The following is an 18847-nucleotide window of genomic DNA, read 5'->3' as shown; positions in this document are numbered from 1 at the left end:
AATGCATAGTAACTAAAAATACAAACGATACATTACGTTAGGAAAAAAGCCAAACTGGGTTAAGTAGCCAACAGAGTTGCTTTTACTGGTGTCGTAATACTCGGTAATGCGGGCTTGGGTGCTGGTTAAGTTTTGTAGGTTTACATATAACTCATGTGTTTTGGTGGGTTTGTTCCATTTGTAGTTAACGGATAACGTTATTTCATACACATTGTCCAACGATTGGTTATAGGCTTTTTTGTAGTTCCAAAAACGATTATTGGCAGGGTCAACGGCTAGTTTACCATTGGCATCGCGCAGTAAAGGAATATACTTTTGCCCACCTGCAAAAAACATTTTCACATTAAGACTTAAAGTTTGGTTTTTGTTTTTACCTAGGTTGGTAAAGTCTTTACCTGCTAATGCATTGATTAGGTATTGCCCATTGTAAAGGGTATTGCGCTCTATACCTTCTAACGATTTATATTTTGATTCGTACAAGGAAGCATTGATTAAGAAGTAATAGTTTTTATCGAAAAAGCGCTCTAAGGTTATTTCCAACCCATAGTTTTGGCCTGTACCTTTGTTTACTAAATTAACGTAATTAAAATCGGTACCTTCGTTAATGGTGGCATAATAGCTGGTATCATTGTTTTCAACAGGTAAGTTGTACAGGTATTGGTAATATACTTCGGTTTTAAAACGTATGTTTTTACCAAAGCGTTTTTCGTAGCCTAATACATAATGGTCGGCTTTGAGTAAATCAAGGTTTTTATTGGGCTCCGTTATACTGCCATCGGCTTGTTTTACTTTAGCAAAATAGTTGTGTACGCTTTCCATGGTGCTGTGTTTTCCATAACCTATATTGATGGCATTGGAAGGGTTTATTTTCCAGTTAAAAGCTATACGAGGTTCCAGGGTGCTTTTGTGGTTGTACAATACATTCATGTTATGAAAACCAGCTACCATAGTAATGTTTTGGTTAAAGCGGTGTTTCCAGCTTATAAAGTTGCGTACGGTACCTATGTATTCGTTCATGTTTACCAAGGTAAAACGTACATTGGTGCTATCAGGCAAATGGCTTAAGTTATAATCGTAACCCATAAGTGCATATTTGCTGCCTATTTGAAAAGTGTTTTTTGCATTGGCTTTGTAATTATAAGTTACAGCAGCACGGTAAGCTGATTTGGTTAAACGGGTTTTGTAATCTAATAATTTATTGCCTACGGAGTCGCGTACAAACACCCCATTGCCATCGTATATTTTAATGGTTTTGGTTCTGAAAATATCTTCCATAATGCCATTGTCCGAATAGGATAAGGCGGTTTGAACAAAGCTTTTTTTGTTAAGGGTGAAGGTATGGCCAAGTCCATAATTTGATAAAAAAGCATCTTTATCATAATCTTCGCGCACATTGCCAATATTGGTTTTGTTGGTAGGCGTTGGAAACAAATCGGCTTTTACATCTTTTAACTCAAAACCACTTAAACCTCCTAAGCCAAATAATGAAAACACACCCAATTTTTTAGTAGGCAATACTATTTTAAAGGCAGCATCCTGAAAGTTAAGTGTACCCGGTAAATCAACAGCGCCTAGTTTACTAATTAAGCTAACGGTGGAGTAACGGTAATTGAATAGAAACGAACCACCGTATCCTTTTTTAAATGGCCCTTCTAAAGTAATCTCGGTACCAATAATACCAAGGCCCAAAGTGCATTCCCTTTTTTTGTTATTGCCTGCTCTTAGTTTTACATCGTACACACCTGAAAGCACATCACCATACTCGGGTGAAAAAGCACCCGTTGAAAAATCGGAGGTAGCCAATAAACTATTGTTTAAAGCACTAATGCCTCCTTTAACTGAGTTCTGGTCAGCAAAATGGGTAGGGTTGCTTATTTCAACACCTTCTAATCGCCATTGAATATATTTAGGTGAATTACCTCTAACTATAATATCGTTTTCGCCATTTTGCGAGTTGGTAACACCTGCAAAGTTGGTTAGTATGCGAGCAGGGTCGTTAAAGCTACCTGCATAACGTTTGCTTTCTTCTAATGAAATGGAGCGGGTACTGATTAACGACATTTCATTAATGGCTGCTCCTTTTTCTAACTTATTGTTAGTTACTACTACCTCTTTTAATTGTTTGAGAGCCTCTTGCATACTCAGGTTAAGTATTTTTTCTTTGCCTGAGTTTACTTCAATATCGGGAATGGTTTTGGGTTCGTAACCTATGTAAGTTAATTGTAGGGCTATGCTGCCTACGGGTACTTTTTCTAATATAAACTCGCCATTGGCATTGGTAAAAGTTCCTACAGCCGGATTGCTTCCTGCTATTTTAACAACTACACCAACAATGGGTAATTTACTGTCGGCATCTATTACCGTTCCTCTAACTGTTTGGTTTAAATTTTGACTAAATACATAGCTGGCCAATAGCCATAATGTAAAGAATGCAATTACTTTTTTCATGAATAAACTTTTGTTTGAATACTTATTTTGATGCAAAAGTGAATGAATGAAAGGGGCGCAGCTATTATACTATGCCAGCCCAATAAAGGTATCTGCAAACTGGCTTTTTATGTCTGCCAAATGGTTTGTGAAAATTATTTTTAAGAAGTTTTATTGTTGATGATTTGGAAAAACTGCTCCTTATAAGTATCAGAAATAGGAATACTTTGATTGGCTATTTTAATCCGACTGCGTTCAATAGAGTCAATTTTATTTAAGGCCACCATATACGATTTATGAACCCTGCAAATAATATGTGGGGGGATTATTTGCTCCAGCTCCTTAAAGTTTTGTAAAGTCATAATACGTTTATGGAGCGTATGTATTCTTCTATAATCGCGCATGCCTTCAATAAATATAATATCGTTAAAGGCCACTTTCTCTAAGCGGTTTTCTGTTTTTATAAAAATGAAATCATTGGGAGCTGCGTCAATAGTTGGAACTAATATATTTTTTTGCGCTTTGTTGACAGCCTGTAAAAACCGATTGAAAGTAAAAGGTTTTAATAAATAATCAGTTACGTTCAGTTCATATCCTTTTAAAGCATATTCCTGGTAAGCAGTGGTAATAATTACCTGACAAGTAATGTTTGAACTTTCCAGCAATTCAATGCCTGATAGCTCATCCATATTGATGTCTAAAAAAAGCAAATCAACCTGATTATTTTGCAGGTACATTAACCCGGTTAAAGCATTGTCAAATGTGGCACAAAGCTGTAAAAAAGGTATTTTGTTTACAAAGTCTTTGGTTCTTTCCAAAGCCAACGGTTCGTCTTCTATAATTATACAGTTGTACCTATCCATGTGTAATTGTTAAATGTATGCTATACAATTCGTTTTGATTGCTTATGGTTAAAGTATGTTGGTGAGGATATAATAATGCCAGTCTTTTTTTGATAAGTATATTGCCTAAACCATTATTAGCCGATGGCGTTTGTCTATGTGGGTCGTATTTGTTTTCACAAATCAGTTCAATGCTATTTGGGTTTATGATGATTTGAATATTGATAGCATCAACCAGTTTTTTATTATGGGTATGTTTAAATGCATTTTCAATAAAAGGAATAAACACCATAGGGGCAATGCTTTTACCATTTGGGTTGCCAGTAACTGTAAAGTGAACATAGCTCAAATTGGCTGTTCTTATTTTTTGTAGTTCAATATACTTTTCAATGTATTCAATTTCTTTGCTTAATAATACCTGCTCTGTTTTGGTTTCAAAAAGCATAAAGCGCATAATGTCCGATAGCTTGTTTAAATAATCAGATGCCTGTTCTGCATTTTTTAAAATTAATACATCAATATTGTTAATGGTATTGAATAAAAAATGAGGATCTAATTGTGATTTAACCAAAGCCAATTCAATTTCACGGTTTTTAATGGCTAATTCATCTTTTAGCTTTACCTCTTCAAACCAGGTAATAAAACCCTTTATAACCAAGGCTATAATGCCACACACCAAAGTAATAAAGGTCATAAAAAGAACCATGGCAGTAATGGTCATATTACTTTCGTTTTCTATACAATTGTCGTCATCGCTAATAACAATCCATTGCAATAAAATATAGCCAATAAAAGCGGCAACAAAAGCGATGGCTATGCCATACAAAACGGCCAGTAAGAATTTTTTTTGTTGAATGTACCGGGTAAATAAGAAAAAATAAAACAGGTAAAATGAAATGGCCGAGGGAACCAGTGCAAAGTAAATAAGGATATTAAAAGCATTGGCTACTCGTGCTTGCGATGTTGTTTCGTTGTCGCCAAACAATACGCCTAATATGACCATAATGAGTACTAAATAGCATAACCAGAAACCGATATGCAAGAGTACTACAATGGACTTTTTCATGATACGAATTTAACAATTTAACAGTGCCAAATGTCATTACTTAAATATAACAAAACAAATCTGTTATGCAAAGAAGGCATATTCGTCTGCAAAATTGTGTGGGCTGTTTATTGTAGTTGGGTGGTTACGGATATGACGCCCCGATGGGGCTTACTGATGTACTGTCCTTACTGGAGTTTACCGATGTTTCGTCCCTAAAGGGACTACCGATGTTACCGATGCGGGCTTGGTGTTTTCGGTAAATTTTTTATACCGATATGTAATCCCTAAAGGGATTAAGGCAAATTCGAATAGTTTAATGTGAGGCTAGTAACAACGAAATATCAGCAAAAGCCAGTCCCGTAGGGACAACATATCGGTAAGTTGGTAGCAAGTATACCAGCCAAATAAAGTCCCATCGGGACAACATATCGGTAAGTCAGTAACAAGTATAGCAACTAAACAAAGTCCCTTTAGGGACGAAACATCGGTAAGCTGACAAGGACTAAAACTAATAAATAAGCCCCATAGGGGCGATACTTCTTGTTCATCTGTAGTATACATGTTTCGTCCACATCGGGGCGAAACCCACTAAATCAAATCTTTAAAAATATATTGTTCGTTATACTCCACTTCAAATGCTTCTAACAAGGCTATATACTCCTCTCTGAAAGTTTTATTAGCGTGGTGCTGCTCTTGGTTTTCTATATAAGCAATCACATTTTTTAATTGAGATTTACTATAGGAAAATGCACCAAAGCCAGCTTGCCATTCAAATCTACCGGGCGTTAATTTTTGTTCATTAATCCATTTTGATGAATTGGCTTTTACATCCTGCATTAAATCTGATAAGGATTGTGTTGGTCGCATGCCAATTAATAGATGTACATGGTCAGGCATTCCATTAATGGCAATCATTTTATGTTGGTTGTTTTGTACAATGCCTGTAATGTATTTATACAAATCGTTTTTCCATGTTGCATGGATAAGCCCTGAACGGTATTTTACAACAAATATAAAATGTATATGAATTTGGGTATAGGTGTTTGGCATATGAGGTATTATGCTACTAGCTTGACTATATTGTTTGCTACCAATTATAGACTTCTTACAGTACAACTGGTAGCAAATATTGGATATTATCTATTCTTCTTCCGCTCTTCCTGCACCCATATTAAACATGCTGCTCATTAAATCTTTAAACTCAAAGCCGCTGTTTAACTGGTGTTTGCTTAACTGGCTAAATTCTGAAAGTCCATGTAATACAAATTCCATCATCAATAGTTCATCGGCTTTGCTGCTTTTGCCCAAGGTTGTTTTCACAATGTCTTTTAAGCCTTTTACTTTCAACAGTTCACTTTCGTATTGTTGGTTGGAAGCAGTTGATAAAATACTGATCATATCACCATCGTTAAACCAATTAATAATTTCGGCATACGGGTTTGGTTTCTTTGATTTTTTTACTTTTTCAGGATTAGCAAATTGCTCGCTGAATAAGGTACGAATGGCTTTACCAATCAGGTTTTGGGCTACATTGTTGGCTCCTTCCAATTCACCTTCGTAAACCAACTCTACTTTACCGGTAATACTTGGCAATACGGCAAATAAATCGGCTATACGCAAATGGGTATTCTTCTCGCCATTCAATAACATTCTGCGTTCGGCTGCACTGTATAAGTTTTCCATGGCGCTAATGGTTAACCTGGCTGATACACCACTTTTTTGGTCAACCAATTCGCTTTGGCGTGCTTCCATGGCAATTTGTTCAATGAGGTTATTCAATAACTCATTTGAAGTAATAGCTGCTCTTTGCTCAGGCTTAATGGCTGCTTCCTGTTGCGTAATGGTTTTAGAAATGTCTAAAGTTTTTGGATAGTGGGTTAATATCTGGCTGTCAATCCTGTCTTTTAAAGGCGTAACTATACTGCCACGGTTGGTATAATCTTCAGGATTGGCTGTAAATACAAATTGTACATCCAATGGTAAGCGTAATTTAAAACCGCGTATCTGCATATCGCCTTCCTGTAAAATATTGAACAAAGAAACCTGTATGCGGGCTTGTAAATCGGGCAATTCATTAATCACAAAAATACAACGGTGACTGCGTGGTATCAATCCAAAATGGATTACGCGTTCATCGTTATAATGTAACTTTAAAGTAGCTGCTTTAATCGGGTCCACATCGCCAATTAAATCGGCTACGCTTACATCGGGCGTGGCTAACTTCTCCGTATATCTGTCGTTGCGGTGCATCCAGGTAATGGGTGTATCATCGCCTTTTTCGGCTATTAAATCAATAGCATAACGGCTTAAAGGTTCCAATGGGTCATCGTTTATTTCTGAGCCTTCTACTACCGGAATATATTCATCTAACAAGTTTAACATTAAACGGGCAATACGTGTTTTTGCCTGTCCGCGTAAACCTAACAGAATAATATTGTGTTGAGATAAAATAGCAGTTTGTAATTGAGGTAATACGGTTTCGTCATAACCTTGTATGCCTTCAAAAGGATTTTTTCCTCCTTTTAAAAAGGCTATTAAGTTATCACGCATTTCTTGCTTTACACTTTTTGGTTTGTATCCGCTTGCTTTTAATTGAGCTATGGTTTTTATGTTCATATATGTTTTGCCTTTGGCTGCTGGCAGCTAGCCTCTGGCTTTATGTTGTTTAATTGTTATACTTAAGTTTATATTTTATATTTGGCTAGTAGCTAGAGGCCAGTAGCCAGCAGCTATTTAACAACTTTCCGTTTTCCGCGTTCAAAGTCTTCAAACACAAAATCGCCTAAGCCGTTGAGTCCACTGTAGTAGGCTTTGCCATTGTTAACTTGTGTAAACTCACGCACAAACTGTTGTAAGTAAGGGTCGCTGGCAATCATAAAAGTAGTAATGGGTATATTAACCCTGCGGGCTTGTGCGGCCATGGTCAGGGTTTTATTGATTACTTTTCTGTCTAAACCAAAGCTGTTTTGGTAATAGCCGTTGCCTTCCTTTAAACAGGTAGGTTTGCCATCGGTAATCATAAATATTTGCTTGTTGGCATTTTTACGTTTGCGTAAAATATCCACGGCTAGCTCCAAACCTGCATACGTATTGGTATGAAAAGGCCCTACCTGTAAATAAGGCAAATCCTTTACTTCTATAGGCCATGCATCATTGCCGAAAACAATAATATCCAAAGTATCTTTCGGGTATTTGGTTTTAATTAATTCTGCCAGAGCCATGGCTACTTTTTTAGCAGGTGTTATGCGATCTTCGCCATATAATATCATACTATGGCTAATGTCAATCATTAACACAGTAGAAGTTTGCGTTTTAAAATCGCGCTCACGGATTTCTAAATCATCTTCCGTTAAACTAAAAGTATCTATGCCATGATTAACCTGTGCATTGTGTAAACTGGCCGTTATGTCAATCTGGTCAATAGAATCGCCAAAGTTAAACTTGCGGGTATCGCTATTGGTTTCATCACCCTGGCCTGTAAATTTGGTTTTGTGGTTACCACGTCCTCCTTTTTTCAACTTGCCAAAAACTTCTTCCAAACTTTTTTTCCTGATGGTTTGGTTGGTTTTACTGGTGGGGTCAAGTGTTCCCTCTGCCGGATTTTCTTTTACATAACCTTTGTCTTTCAGGTCCTGTATAAAGTTACCCATTCCGTATTCGTTATTGGTAAAATGGTGTTCCCTGTCCACTTCGTTCATCCACTCCAGGGTTTCTGCCACATCGCCATTGGTATATTGCATCATTTGTAAAAACAAATTGAGCAATTGGTCAAATAAGGAACCTTGGTTTTGATTGGGGATGTATTTTGAAAATAAATGACCTTTCATATAATGAATAACAATGTAATTAAATTTTGTTGTATAAACTTACGAATAAAATGCTAACGTAATAAAAAGCAGCAATATTTAAATTGCTTAGCAGGCAACAATCGACTAAAATTGTGCCATGAAAAAAATGGCAGTTTTTATAGGCACATTGTTACTATTGGGCAATGTAACAGCACAACAAAAAGTTTGTGTGGCGTTTTATAATCAGGAAAATTTATTTGATACCATTAACAACCCGAATAAAAACGATGAAGAGTTTTTGCCGGAAGGAAAATACAAATGGAATACCGAGCGCTATTTAAATAAATTGGACCACATGGCTAAAGTAATAGCCAGCATGAACAATGGCATGGGTGCTGACTTTTTGGGCATGTGTGAGGTAGAAAGCATTGAAGCATTAACCGATTTAACTAAAAATAAGCAATTAGAAAAAATGGCTTACAAAACAGTTTTTTTTGAAGGTGAAGATGAACGTGGTATTGACAATGCTTTTATATACAAAAGCAGTTTGGTAAAAGAAGCCAAAGGACAAACCATTAAAATAAACAGTGAAGGCATAGATGGAGACCATACCCGCAATATTTTAATTGCTGAGATTACTTTGAAAAATAACGAGAAAATATTTTTTGTGGTGAACCATTGGCCAAGCAGAAGAGAAGGGGAGAAGGAGAGTGAGTTTAAACGTATATATGTGGCCGGAGAAGTACGCAAAGCCTGCGATGCTATTTATGCCAAAGATGCCAAAGCCAATATTATAGTCATGGGCGATTTAAACGATGAACCGACCAATATGTCAGTGGTGGGTACTTTGGGCGCTACGGGTGCTGTAGCCAAAACAAAGGATAAAATGTTATACAATACAGTAAAAGAATTAGCCATGGACGGACAAGGCTCTCATAAGTTTAAAAACGAATGGAGCATGTTGGATCAGATTATTATCAGTGCTAATTTATTAAACGAAAAATCAAAAGTGAGCTTTGTAGCAGGTTCAGCACAAGTGTATAAGCAGAACTTTATGCTGGAAACAGAAGAGAAATACAAAGGGAATCCTTTAAGAACTTTTGCAGGCATGAAATACCTGAATGGTTACAGTGATCATTTACCAGTTATGATTTATTTGCAGGTGGGTAAGTAAGTATATGCATATGTTGTAGGCGAGGACGCCTACAACGGCTCTATAGCCGTTCTCATGCCCTTGCTGGCGTCCTCGCCTACAAGAAAGTATAGCAACTAAAAATCATGGATAACGATTCAATTTCAACAAGCAATCAGATAGAGTTATATACCACCAATGACGGTTCACACACTTTATATGTGCCTGAGATGGATGAAACTTACCACTCGCGCAACGGGGCTGTAGAAGAAAGTTTATACGTATTTATAGGCAAAGGATTGCAGGCTTTTGTAGCTGCAAACCCAGAGAAAAAAACAGTACACCTATTTGAAGTGGGTTTTGGTACGGGTTTAAATGCCATCCTTACTTTTATGGAAGCCAAAAAGCTAAACATTCATATTGTTTACCATAGTATAGAAGCGTTTCCATTGGCTATAGATTTAATTAAGCAATTGAATTATACCGATGGTTTAAATACGCATGAACAAGCTGTATTTAACCAAATGCATGTAGCCGATTGGAATATACCTGTAGTTATTGAGGAGCAATTTACTTTGGTAAAACACCATGCTAAGCTGGAAGACTTTTCATTTGCAGCCTTACAAAATTATTTTGATGTAATATACATGGATGCATTTGCACCTAACAAACAAGCCGAGTTATGGGATATAGCTATTTTTGAACAATTGTATAAGGCTTTGGCTGTGCAGGGTATATTGGTAACTTATACTTCTAAAGGCGATGTAAAAAGAGCTATGCAGCAAGTAGGATTAACCATTGAAAAACTAGACGGTCCACCAAAGAAAAGGCATATGTTGCGGGGAACAAAAAGTGAATAGTTGATGAACGATAGACCATAGCTAATAAATTTTAGAATTTCAAATCACGAATCAAAAATCATTCAATCAAAAATAAAAGTGGAAACCAATTACCTCATTATAGGACAAGGATTAGCGGGAACTTTACTGGCACATGAATTAATGAAAGCCAATGAAAGTTTTATAGTGATTGATGCATTTAAAGAAAGCACATCGAGCAAGGTAGCTGCGGGCATGTATAATCCTATTAGTGGTAAACGCATGGTTAAAAGCTGGAATGCTGATGAACTGTTACAGGATACTTTTAGTGCTTATAAGGAATTAGAAACATTATTGAATTGTCAATTGTTATTTCAGCAAAACATCTATCAATTATTTGGTTCGGTAAAGGAGCAAAACGATTTATCAACCCGCATGGATAATGACGATTTTGCCAAACATGTAAACCTATTCCCTGCAAAAGAACCGCATTTGAATGACGGCTTTGGTGCTTTTGAGATTAAGGAAACAGGCTGGGTTTATACAAGAGCTTTGGTGGAGAAAATGAGGCAATTGTTGTTGGATAAAAATGCACTGATTGATGAACAATTTGACTACGGACAATTGACTTATACGGATGGCTTATGGTATTATAAAAACATACAGGCAAAGCATATTGTATTTTGTGAAGGTTATCAAAACAAGCACAATCCTTATTTTAGTTATTTACCTTTTGTATTGTGCAAGGGAGAAGTTTTTACCATAAAGTGCGTAGGTTTAACGCATGATAAAATTATAAAAAAAGGCATTTATTTAGTAAACTTACACGATGATTTTTATAAAGTAGGAGCCACTTACGAGTGGAATGATTTAACCGAAAACACCACTGAAGCAGGCAAAACTTTTTTAACGGAGAAGTTGGATGAGTTATTGAATTGCCCTTACGAAATAGTAAAACACGAAGCCAATATACGCCCTACTACTAAAGATAGAAAAGCCATTGTGGGTGAACACTTAAACCATAAAAACATGTTTGTTTTAAACGGGTTGGGTACAAAAGGAGTTATGCATGCACCTTATTTAGCCAAGCAGTTATTGGCTTTTATTGAACAAGGCACAGCAATAGACAAAGAAATAAGTATTCGTAGGTTTGATAAAGTTATGGTTTAACAGCCAATAGTTTTTGCAATTGCACCTCTACATCGCCATAAAATATATTTTTGGCAATAATATTTCCTTGTGCGTCCAGTAAAAAGTTATTGGGTATATGTTCTACCTTATATAAGTTTACTACTGTACCGTACCAACCATTAAAATCGCATGCATGGTAAGACCAAGGCAAAGCTTCCCTGACTATAGCTACTTTATATACTTCAGACTTTTGGTCAATGCTTATACTAACCACATGAAACTTTTTAGCGGCAGCAAATTTTTTATCCTTGTACTTGTTGTATATGCTAATTAACTCTAAATGATTTTTACGGGAAGGAATATCCCAACTGGCCCAAAACTCCAATAAAGTAATAGAGCCTTTGAGCGAACTTAAAGTAAATGATTTATTGTTATCAAGCTTGGTAGTAAAATCAGGAGCAGCGCTGCCAACAGCTAAGCTGGGAGTAGGCGCTACCTGAAAACTGCAATTGATAAAACAAAAGCAACCAATTAAACCATATATAAACCAGTTTCTAATCAACACGGGTTATATCAGCTCCAATTTTTCTCAAACGTTCATCAATAAACTGGTAACCTCTGTCTATTTGTACAATATTGTTAATAGTGGAAGTTCCTTCGGCAGCTAATGCGGCTATTAGCATAGCAACCCCCGCTCTGATATCTGGACTGCTCATGGTAATGCCTCTTAGTTTTTGTTCGCGGTTACTACCAATTACTACTGCTCTATGCGGGTCGCATAAAATAATTTTAGCCCCCATGTCTATCAAATTATCTACAAAGAACAAACGGCTTTCAAACATCCACTGGTGAATTAATACCGAGCCTTTTGCCTGCGTAGCAGTAACCAATGCTATAGAAATTAAATCTGGTGTAAAAGCAGGCCATATACCATCTCTGATGGTTAACATAGAGCCATTGATTAAGCTTTCTATTTTATATGAATTTTGTTGAGGTATATAAATATCATCGCCTCTGAATTCCATTTCAATACCCATACGTTTAAACATTTTGGGTATAACACCTAAGTTAGGAATAGAACAGTTTTTAATGGTAATTTCTGAATTGGTAGTAGCGGCTAAGCCAATAAAACTACCTATTTCAATCATGTCGGGTAACATGCGGTGAGTGCATCCACCCAAACTATCCACCCCTTCAATATTTAATAAATTAGAACCTATACCTGTAATTTTTGCACCCATGCTGTTTAACATTTTGCATAGTTGTTGTAAGTAAGGTTCGCAAGCAGCATTGTAAATAGTGGTTTTACCTTTAGCCAAAGAAGCCGCCATTAATATATTGGCAGTTCCCGTTACCGAGGCTTCATCAAGTACCATATAAGTACCCGTTAAATTTTTAGCATCTACACTATAAAATTTTTCTTCGTGGTTATAATCAAACTTAGCGCCTAAAGCTTCAAAACCTCTAAAGTGCGTATCTAAGTGGCGTCTGCCAATTTTATCGCCTCCCGGTTCCGGAATATAAGCTTTACCAAAACGTGCCAACAAAGGTCCTATAATCATGACCGAACCGCGTAAGCTCGCACCTTTCTTTTTAAAATCGGCACTTAACAAATACTCCAAGTTTACATTATTGGCAGTAAACGAATAAGTATCGGTATTTATTTTTTCTACTGCTACACCCATTTCTGAAAGTAGTTCAATCAGTTTAAGTACATCGTGAATAGCAGGTATATTTTCAATAATAATTTTTTCGGGCGAAAGTAAAACAGCACTGATAATTTGTAATGCTTCGTTTTTTGCTCCTTGCGGAATTATCTCGCCTTTTAACGGATTGCCTCCTTTAACTTTGAATGATGCCATTTGTATTAATTTATGATACGAAAGTATAGGTTTATGATTTTAATACAAGATTAACAAATGGAAAGATGTAAAGATTAAAAGGTTGAAAAGATGAAAAATATTACATGATTGGACAGTATGGAGAGATTAAATTGTTGGATGGTTATATTGTTGAATTGTTAAAATGTTTGAATTATATAATCAACCAACTAGTAACAGACAACTATTAATTAAAAAGTAAATGCTTTTCCCACAGTAAGCACTTGCAGGTCGGCTTTCAATAAAGCTTTGTTTGTAGGTTCCTGTAATACTTTTTGTGGTTCGCCAACAGGTTCATCACTTAAGTCGAAAGTACCAAAATGCATCGGTATCATGGTTTTTGCACCCATTTCATTTACTGCTTTAATGGCATTTGATGGCGATATATGATTGGCTCCCATAAACCACTCAGGCTTATATGCCCCCACACCAATAATGCATACATCTATGCCATTGAATAAATCGCCCGTTTGTTTTAGATGGCTTCCGTAACCTGTATCGCCACTAAAAAATATTTTTTTACCATTGGCTTCAATTACAAAAGAACCCCATAAATGTTTATTGGTATCCGTTAAACCACGTCTGCTCCAATGTCTGGCCGGCATAAAATAAATATTAACAGCTGTATTGTCTGTTTTATATTGTTGGTACCAGCCGGCCGTTTGTAATTTGGGTTTGCTTAGCATTTTATTAAGCCATTCCTCCATTTTTAGTCCGGTTAATATTTCAGCCTGCGGATTGTTTTTATAAACTAGGTTCATACTTTTTTCATCCAAATGGTCGCGGTGGTCGTGGCTTAATAAAATATAGTTTAAGTTTTTAATCAGTGCAGGATCAAAAGGCATATCAATTTTACGTTTTAAAAAAGTACCCGGGCTACCAAATACCGGATCGGTTATCATACTAATACCATTGATACGGATAAAAAAAGTAGCATGACCTAACCACACAATCACATCGTTTTTACTATTCAAAAATGAAGTATCGTTTTTTACCAAAGCCAATTGAAAAGTATCTTTTTTCTTTTCAGGTTTTTGTTTATTTTTCTCTCGTTGCCATTTCCATACATCGCCAAAATAAGGCCAAAACGGAAATTCATGGTTCATAAACAAACCTTTTTCATCAAGCGGATTGCCTTTCCAAGTATTGGTATCAATAATGGTTTTTAAATTCGGATTGTGCGTATAGTTGCTTACTTTCATGTGTTGTGCTTGGGCTATGAGTGCTAATTGACCCATTATTAGCAATAGTATTTTTTTCAATGGATGAATTTTATGGTGGACGAATATCAGTATTGAAAGCAAAAAAGCAATTGCTGTTTAAATAATAGTTTTAACCGGTATTTTTATTTATAGTTTTAAATTCCTTTTTTTACATAAAGGAAGATAAAAATGGCTACAAGATTTATCAATAATCATACAGTAAAACAAATAGTGATTTGTTGTTTTATATTTTTTTGCTCATGTCAGAATAACCAATGGGAAACTATTAAATCTATCAATAATGTTTACCCTAAACAGGATTCGATGGAACGAATTGAACTAACAGGTTTTTGGGGAGAAAAAAAAATTGTAGAGCGAAATCTTTCTTTAAAAGATTATCCATACAAGAAGTATTGCGAAAATAGGATAACCGTTGAAATAGATTTATCCAATAAAGAAATGAATGAGTTTGTAACATATAATTATAAAACAATTCCATCCACTTTTTTGAGCGAAAGCAGAAAGGCTTCTATTACACACTATGCGGGTCATACCAAGGATAAAAATAAATTGACTTTGATTTTTTATTCGGAAGATGGTATGAGTTTGCTCCATTACGATAAAATACCATGTACATTTATTTATGAAAAGGATACTGAATGGAAAGCTTATCAGGAATTATTAGATAGTAAATGAAAGCTATGGAAGAGAATTTAAAATTTACCGAAACTGATTCCCGGTTAACGATAGAAATTATACCCGTTATAAAGCCAATTGAAAAGGTAGTTTTTATAGTTAAGAGTTTATTTTATGTAGGAATTGGCATTGGTTTAATGGCTGTGCTTATATTTCAAATGAGCGATTTAGGCTTAATATTGGTAGGATTCTTTGCCATACTTGCTATTTATATTTTAATTGGGCGAACCTATTTTAACAATACGTTTTATAAAGAAATAATTGAAATAACAAAAGATGATATATTGGTAATTGACCAATACCCTTTTTCAAAAAAGATAAAAACTTTTCCAATAGCTGAAATTTCGCATATTGGTTTTGTGGGGCAAAGAAAATATACGTCACATCCTTTGGATGGCAATTCAATTGATTTTAACGGATTTGCTACCATGGAAAAAGAAATGCAATACCTGATTAAAGATGGTACAATAGAGATTTTTTACAATGGTGCCGGCAGACGATTTGGGAAGAATCTTCCCTCATGGGATGCTGAAGAAATTATAAAAAGGATTACCGCTTTTACGGGGAATAATTTAAATATGGATGATAAAATGGAACAAATGTTTGAAGAATTAAATACAAAAATTGAACAATAGGTATTGATTGATATAAAACAAAAAAGGCTACTCTATAAGTAGCCTTTTTTGTTTGAATCATATATTAGTTAAGCTAATTTAACGTTAACCGCATTCAGTCCTTTTTTACCTTCTTGTATCTCAAAAACTACGGTGTCGTTTTCTCTTATTTCATCTAGTATACCTGATACGTGTACAAATATTTCTTTTCCACTACCTTCTACTTTAATAAACCCAAAGCCTTTAGCTTCGTTAAAAAATTTTACTGTTCCTTTTTCCATTATTATTTTTTGTTAATTGTAATGAACCAAAAATAATATTTTCTCTTAAAGAAAAAACAAAATATTATAACGAGAGCATATTTTATTAGGTAATTTATTTATATCTACGCATAAATTTATTGTTACTTTAAATAATTATAAAATAATCTTACTATAAAATAGAAAACCAAATGAGTACGAATAACGAAAAACTATATACTACTTTAGTAGATTTATTGAGAAATTTTGAAAATAGAATTAATACCATTAATGTAAAGTATAAAGTGGCAGCTCAAGTATTCCACAATGCACAATTAGCTACCCATTTTGCGGAACAGGAATACAGTGAAATAGAAAAAAATATTTCAACAAAAGAAACAATCATAAAAAAAGCAATTGAATGTAGTCAGGCAAGTAAAAATGTGCTCACTACTATTACTCAATTAAAAGCATGTTGTAGTGAAACAGTCACACAAGCAGCTACTAATGCCAGTCATATTCAAAGAGCAAGCCATGGTATTTTACTGGTAACATCCGATATGGGAAGTATCAATAGCATATTACAAGCCAGCGATATAGAATCTGATTTAGCATTTTTAGCACAACAGGTATTCAAAAAAATAGAAGAAGTAGCTATACTGTCAGAAGAGGCATCGCAATTATCCATGGAAATAGCTGCGCATACGGCTGAAGTAGCTGCACCTACATTACTGGATAAAATAGCGTACAACGATTCTTTATTAAATAGTTTACTTAAAAAATTAACGGATAGTCAACAAAGTGCCAAAGAAGAAAGGGCTAATAAAGAGCGTATACTGGCTGAAACAAAAAACAACGAAGCTTTGGCGGAAGGGAATTTTGAAAACTTAAATGCATTAAAAATTTCATTTGATGGCACGTATGCATTAACCAATGGAACATTAAATCAGCAATTACAAGTAAAGGTAGGGGAAACGGATTTGGTAATTAGTTTTAATACTATCCAAGCACCATTTAAAGAAGAAAAAACAGAACAGGTTAGTACGAATGTTATTTATCCTGTAAAGGAATATTTTTTATTTTTTGTTAAGCATGATAAAAAAGCCATGTTTGATTTACGCTATGCAGAGAGTATTGTAGCAAACGAGAAGGCTGATCAATATATTCAAATTAATCAAAAGCTGGCAGGTAAAACAATTAAAATAGATAAGAAATCAATTACCTGTACCATAAATTCAGGTAACTTAAAATATAAAGATAGTGAAGGCCATGCCATTGAAACCAATACAAATTATGTAATATTTTTAATGGCAGAATATGAAGAAAAATACCAACGATACCTTGGTCAATTTAGCGGTTATTTGTCAGCACCTTCATTACCCTTTTCCGTAATAAAAAAATCAATTGACAATAAAAAAAGTAAAGCTTTGAGTAAGCAATTGAATTCGGTCATTCAGGAAAATAAAATCGACATCGATTTATTAGAAACAACTTTAAATGATTTAAACAATAAACTGGTTTGGAAGCAGAATACACAACTAAGAACAAGAACTTATGGTAGCAGCATTTTAGATTATAGGAATAATTTATTGAAAATAATCGAAGCAGTGAACGATTTAAATAATAATGAACAAATTATTCGGGTAGAAGTGAGTGGGGCAAATGCACAGATTAAAGAATTAACTAAAATAGTCGATTTGCTGCTTAAAAAGCTACTATTTGCTATTGATGTAATTAATAAATTGAGCAATACAATTATGAGGAAAAAAGCAGTTAATCCCTTAATTTCTGATGACTTGGTTAGAAGTATGTCAATTATTGCAGAAAATAGCAGTTTGGTTATTGATGTTAGCATGTTGGTGTTGCAACATACTGTCAGTACCTTATCAAGCAGTAATGAATTAACAAGTATCAGTAAGCTAACGCAATTACAGTTACAAGTTTATTATCAATTATTAACCGATGAGAAGAAAAAACAAATGAGTTTAAGTTATTTGATTAACCGTGAACAAAACGAAACTCAGCAACAAGAACAACAGTTAATAAAGGATTTAAATCTGTTGCAAATACAAATAGAAAAAACGAATGAGGAGTTAAGTAAAGCACGGGCAAAGTATCAATCCAATGAATTAGCTCAACTTGCAATAAAGCAAATTTAGCATCAGCGAAATACTGTTTAGGGTAATATAGATTCTTTAAAAGTTAAATGAGCCTCAGTAATCCAGTTTCCATCTGCTATATAATGGGTAATGCCGGTTGCCAGATAGGTTTTATTAAAAGGAGCACCAATATTGCTTACAGATATTTCGCTACCGGCCTCAACCACCGATGTGCCTTGGAATTTTACTGCTCCTGTTGTTTCGTATAAACTATCGGCCGGTAATATTGAAGTAGAGTTTTTGCCTGCAGATAAATCTATGCTCAGTATATTATCACCATAGGCTAATGTCAATGCTGCATTTTGAGATACAGTATCTGTAACAATAACGGGCTCTTTGCCCTTACAGGTAATAATAAGAAACAAATTATTTGACTCATTGGTAATAATTCTTTGCGCAGAAACCACACCTTTAAATATTGTTTGGTTATGTCCATCATAACCTGCCTCAATAATTACTTCATTACTAAATTTAAATACGTCAGTAATAGCCGTACTCATATTATCTTCCGGGCTTATTACACACAAAAAAGTAATTTGAGCAGTTGAAGTATGATGGAACTGAGAAGCACACTCAATTGAATATACCATGAAGTCATGAGGCATGACCTGACCGTTTATTTTGATAGTAAATGAAATAGAGTCTCCCATAGTTATTTGTTTTAACGATTATGTACTTGGTTTGCAATATATTATTAAATGGTTTTCGTTTGTAGGTGGAGTAAATTTAAATGAAACAATTTCGTATACTTTTTGTTAAGTAATTACTAATCATTGCTTTTTAATACCAACGGTAAAACATCAAATCGTTATTTAATCCGGGCATTTTTGCATAAACAATAATTAAAGTTAAATTCGTACACTTTAAAACT

At 34.8% G+C, this 18847-nt stretch carries 17 protein-coding genes; 6 read left to right on the top strand and 11 right to left on the bottom strand.

What is annotated here, in order from left to right:
• Nucleotides 1–12 precede the first annotated feature (12 nt).
• From V4538_16025 to V4538_16000, 6 genes are all read right to left on the bottom strand, one after another.
• Nucleotides 13–2448 carry a TonB-dependent receptor gene (locus V4538_16025; protein ID MES2382556.1) on the bottom strand — a complete coding sequence of 812 codons (2436 nt, stop codon included), beginning with the start codon at nt 2446–2448 and terminating at the stop codon, nt 13–15.
• A gap of 140 nt (nt 2449–2588) precedes the next feature.
• Nucleotides 2589–3290, bottom strand: coding sequence for a response regulator transcription factor (locus V4538_16020; GenBank protein ID MES2382555.1), 702 nt, complete (start codon nt 3288–3290; stop codon nt 2589–2591).
• Nucleotides 3283–4335, bottom strand: a complete 1053-nt coding sequence (locus V4538_16015; GenBank protein MES2382554.1) for a histidine kinase — start codon at nt 4333–4335, stop codon at nt 3283–3285. Before V4538_16015 ends, V4538_16020 begins: the two co-directional genes overlap by 8 nt.
• 570 nt (nt 4336–4905) lie before the next feature.
• Nucleotides 4906–5367, bottom strand: coding sequence for an IS200/IS605 family transposase (gene tnpA / locus V4538_16010; protein ID MES2382553.1), 462 nt, complete (start codon nt 5365–5367; stop codon nt 4906–4908).
• A 90-nt stretch (nt 5368–5457) separates the two neighbouring features.
• Entirely contained in the window at nt 5458–6933 is a 1476-nt protein-coding gene (locus tag V4538_16005) for a magnesium chelatase (protein ID MES2382552.1), read from the bottom strand.
• 113 nt (nt 6934–7046) lie between these two features.
• A complete protein-coding gene (locus V4538_16000; GenBank protein MES2382551.1) occupies nt 7047–8144 on the bottom strand; it encodes a VWA domain-containing protein in 1098 nt (365 codons plus the stop codon).
• 118 nt (nt 8145–8262) lie between these two features.
• On the opposite strand from V4538_16000, the gene V4538_15995 reads away from it, so the two are divergent.
• The 3 genes from V4538_15995 to V4538_15985 all read left to right on the top strand — a co-directional run bounded on the left by V4538_15995 (nt 8263) and on the right by V4538_15985 (nt 11225).
• Nucleotides 8263–9279, top strand: coding sequence for an endonuclease/exonuclease/phosphatase family protein (locus V4538_15995; GenBank protein ID MES2382550.1), 1017 nt, complete (start codon nt 8263–8265; stop codon nt 9277–9279).
• 104 nt (nt 9280–9383) lie between these two features.
• A complete protein-coding gene (gene mnmD, locus V4538_15990) occupies nt 9384–10097 on the top strand; it encodes a tRNA (5-methylaminomethyl-2-thiouridine)(34)-methyltransferase MnmD (GenBank protein MES2382549.1) in 714 nt (237 codons plus the stop codon).
• Nucleotides 10098–10175: 78 nt separating this feature from the next.
• Nucleotides 10176–11225 (top strand): FAD-dependent oxidoreductase, encoded by a 1050-nt coding sequence (locus V4538_15985; GenBank protein MES2382548.1) that lies wholly within the window; start codon nt 10176–10178, stop codon nt 11223–11225.
• On the opposite strand, the gene V4538_15980 is transcribed toward V4538_15985, so the two are convergent.
• The 3 genes from V4538_15980 to V4538_15970 all read right to left on the bottom strand — a co-directional run bounded on the left by V4538_15980 (nt 11215) and on the right by V4538_15970 (nt 14328).
• Complete coding sequence (locus V4538_15980; protein ID MES2382547.1) at nt 11215–11748, bottom strand: thioredoxin-like domain-containing protein; 534 nt, start codon at nt 11746–11748, stop codon at nt 11215–11217. The two genes, V4538_15985 and V4538_15980, sit on opposite strands and share 11 nt — an antisense overlap.
• The gene (murA, locus tag V4538_15975) at nt 11741–13048 is read right to left on the bottom strand and encodes a UDP-N-acetylglucosamine 1-carboxyvinyltransferase (protein MES2382546.1); all 1308 of its coding nucleotides are present in this window, start codon (nt 13046–13048) and stop codon (nt 11741–11743) included. The genes V4538_15980 and murA overlap by 8 nt, the downstream gene beginning before the upstream one ends.
• Before the next feature lie 209 nt (nt 13049–13257).
• A complete protein-coding gene (locus tag V4538_15970; GenBank protein MES2382545.1) occupies nt 13258–14328 on the bottom strand; it encodes an MBL fold metallo-hydrolase in 1071 nt (356 codons plus the stop codon).
• Between the two features lie 129 nt (nt 14329–14457).
• Between V4538_15970 and V4538_15965 the strand changes: the two genes are divergently transcribed.
• Together V4538_15965 and V4538_15960 are read left to right on the top strand one after the other, a co-directional pair.
• Nucleotides 14458–14964, top strand: a complete 507-nt coding sequence (locus V4538_15965) for a hypothetical protein (GenBank protein ID MES2382544.1) — start codon at nt 14458–14460, stop codon at nt 14962–14964.
• 5 nt (nt 14965–14969) lie between these two features.
• The gene (locus V4538_15960) at nt 14970–15599 is read left to right on the top strand and encodes a hypothetical protein (GenBank protein MES2382543.1); all 630 of its coding nucleotides are present in this window, start codon (nt 14970–14972) and stop codon (nt 15597–15599) included.
• A 68-nt stretch (nt 15600–15667) separates the two neighbouring features.
• Here V4538_15960 and V4538_15955 read toward each other — a convergent pair whose 3' ends face one another.
• Nucleotides 15668–15859 carry a cold shock domain-containing protein gene (locus tag V4538_15955; GenBank protein MES2382542.1) on the bottom strand — a complete coding sequence of 64 codons (192 nt, stop codon included), beginning with the start codon at nt 15857–15859 and terminating at the stop codon, nt 15668–15670.
• Nucleotides 15860–16029: 170 nt separating this feature from the next.
• On the opposite strand from V4538_15955, the gene V4538_15950 reads away from it, so the two are divergent.
• Nucleotides 16030–17976: a hypothetical protein gene (locus V4538_15950; GenBank protein MES2382541.1), complete on the top strand. Its 1947-nt coding sequence runs from the start codon at nt 16030–16032 to the stop codon at nt 17974–17976.
• Between the two features lie 17 nt (nt 17977–17993).
• Here V4538_15950 and V4538_15945 read toward each other — a convergent pair whose 3' ends face one another.
• A complete protein-coding gene (locus V4538_15945; protein ID MES2382540.1) occupies nt 17994–18626 on the bottom strand; it encodes a hypothetical protein in 633 nt (210 codons plus the stop codon).
• Nucleotides 18627–18847 lie beyond the last annotated feature (221 nt).

This window comes from Bacteroidota bacterium, assembly GCA_040388375.1.
In the GTDB taxonomy this organism is placed as follows: Bacteria; Bacteroidota; Bacteroidia; order UKL13-3; family UKL13-3; genus JAAFJM01.
Note: the sequence above shows the minus strand (reverse complement) of the source record. Positions and strands in the feature narration are given on the sequence as shown.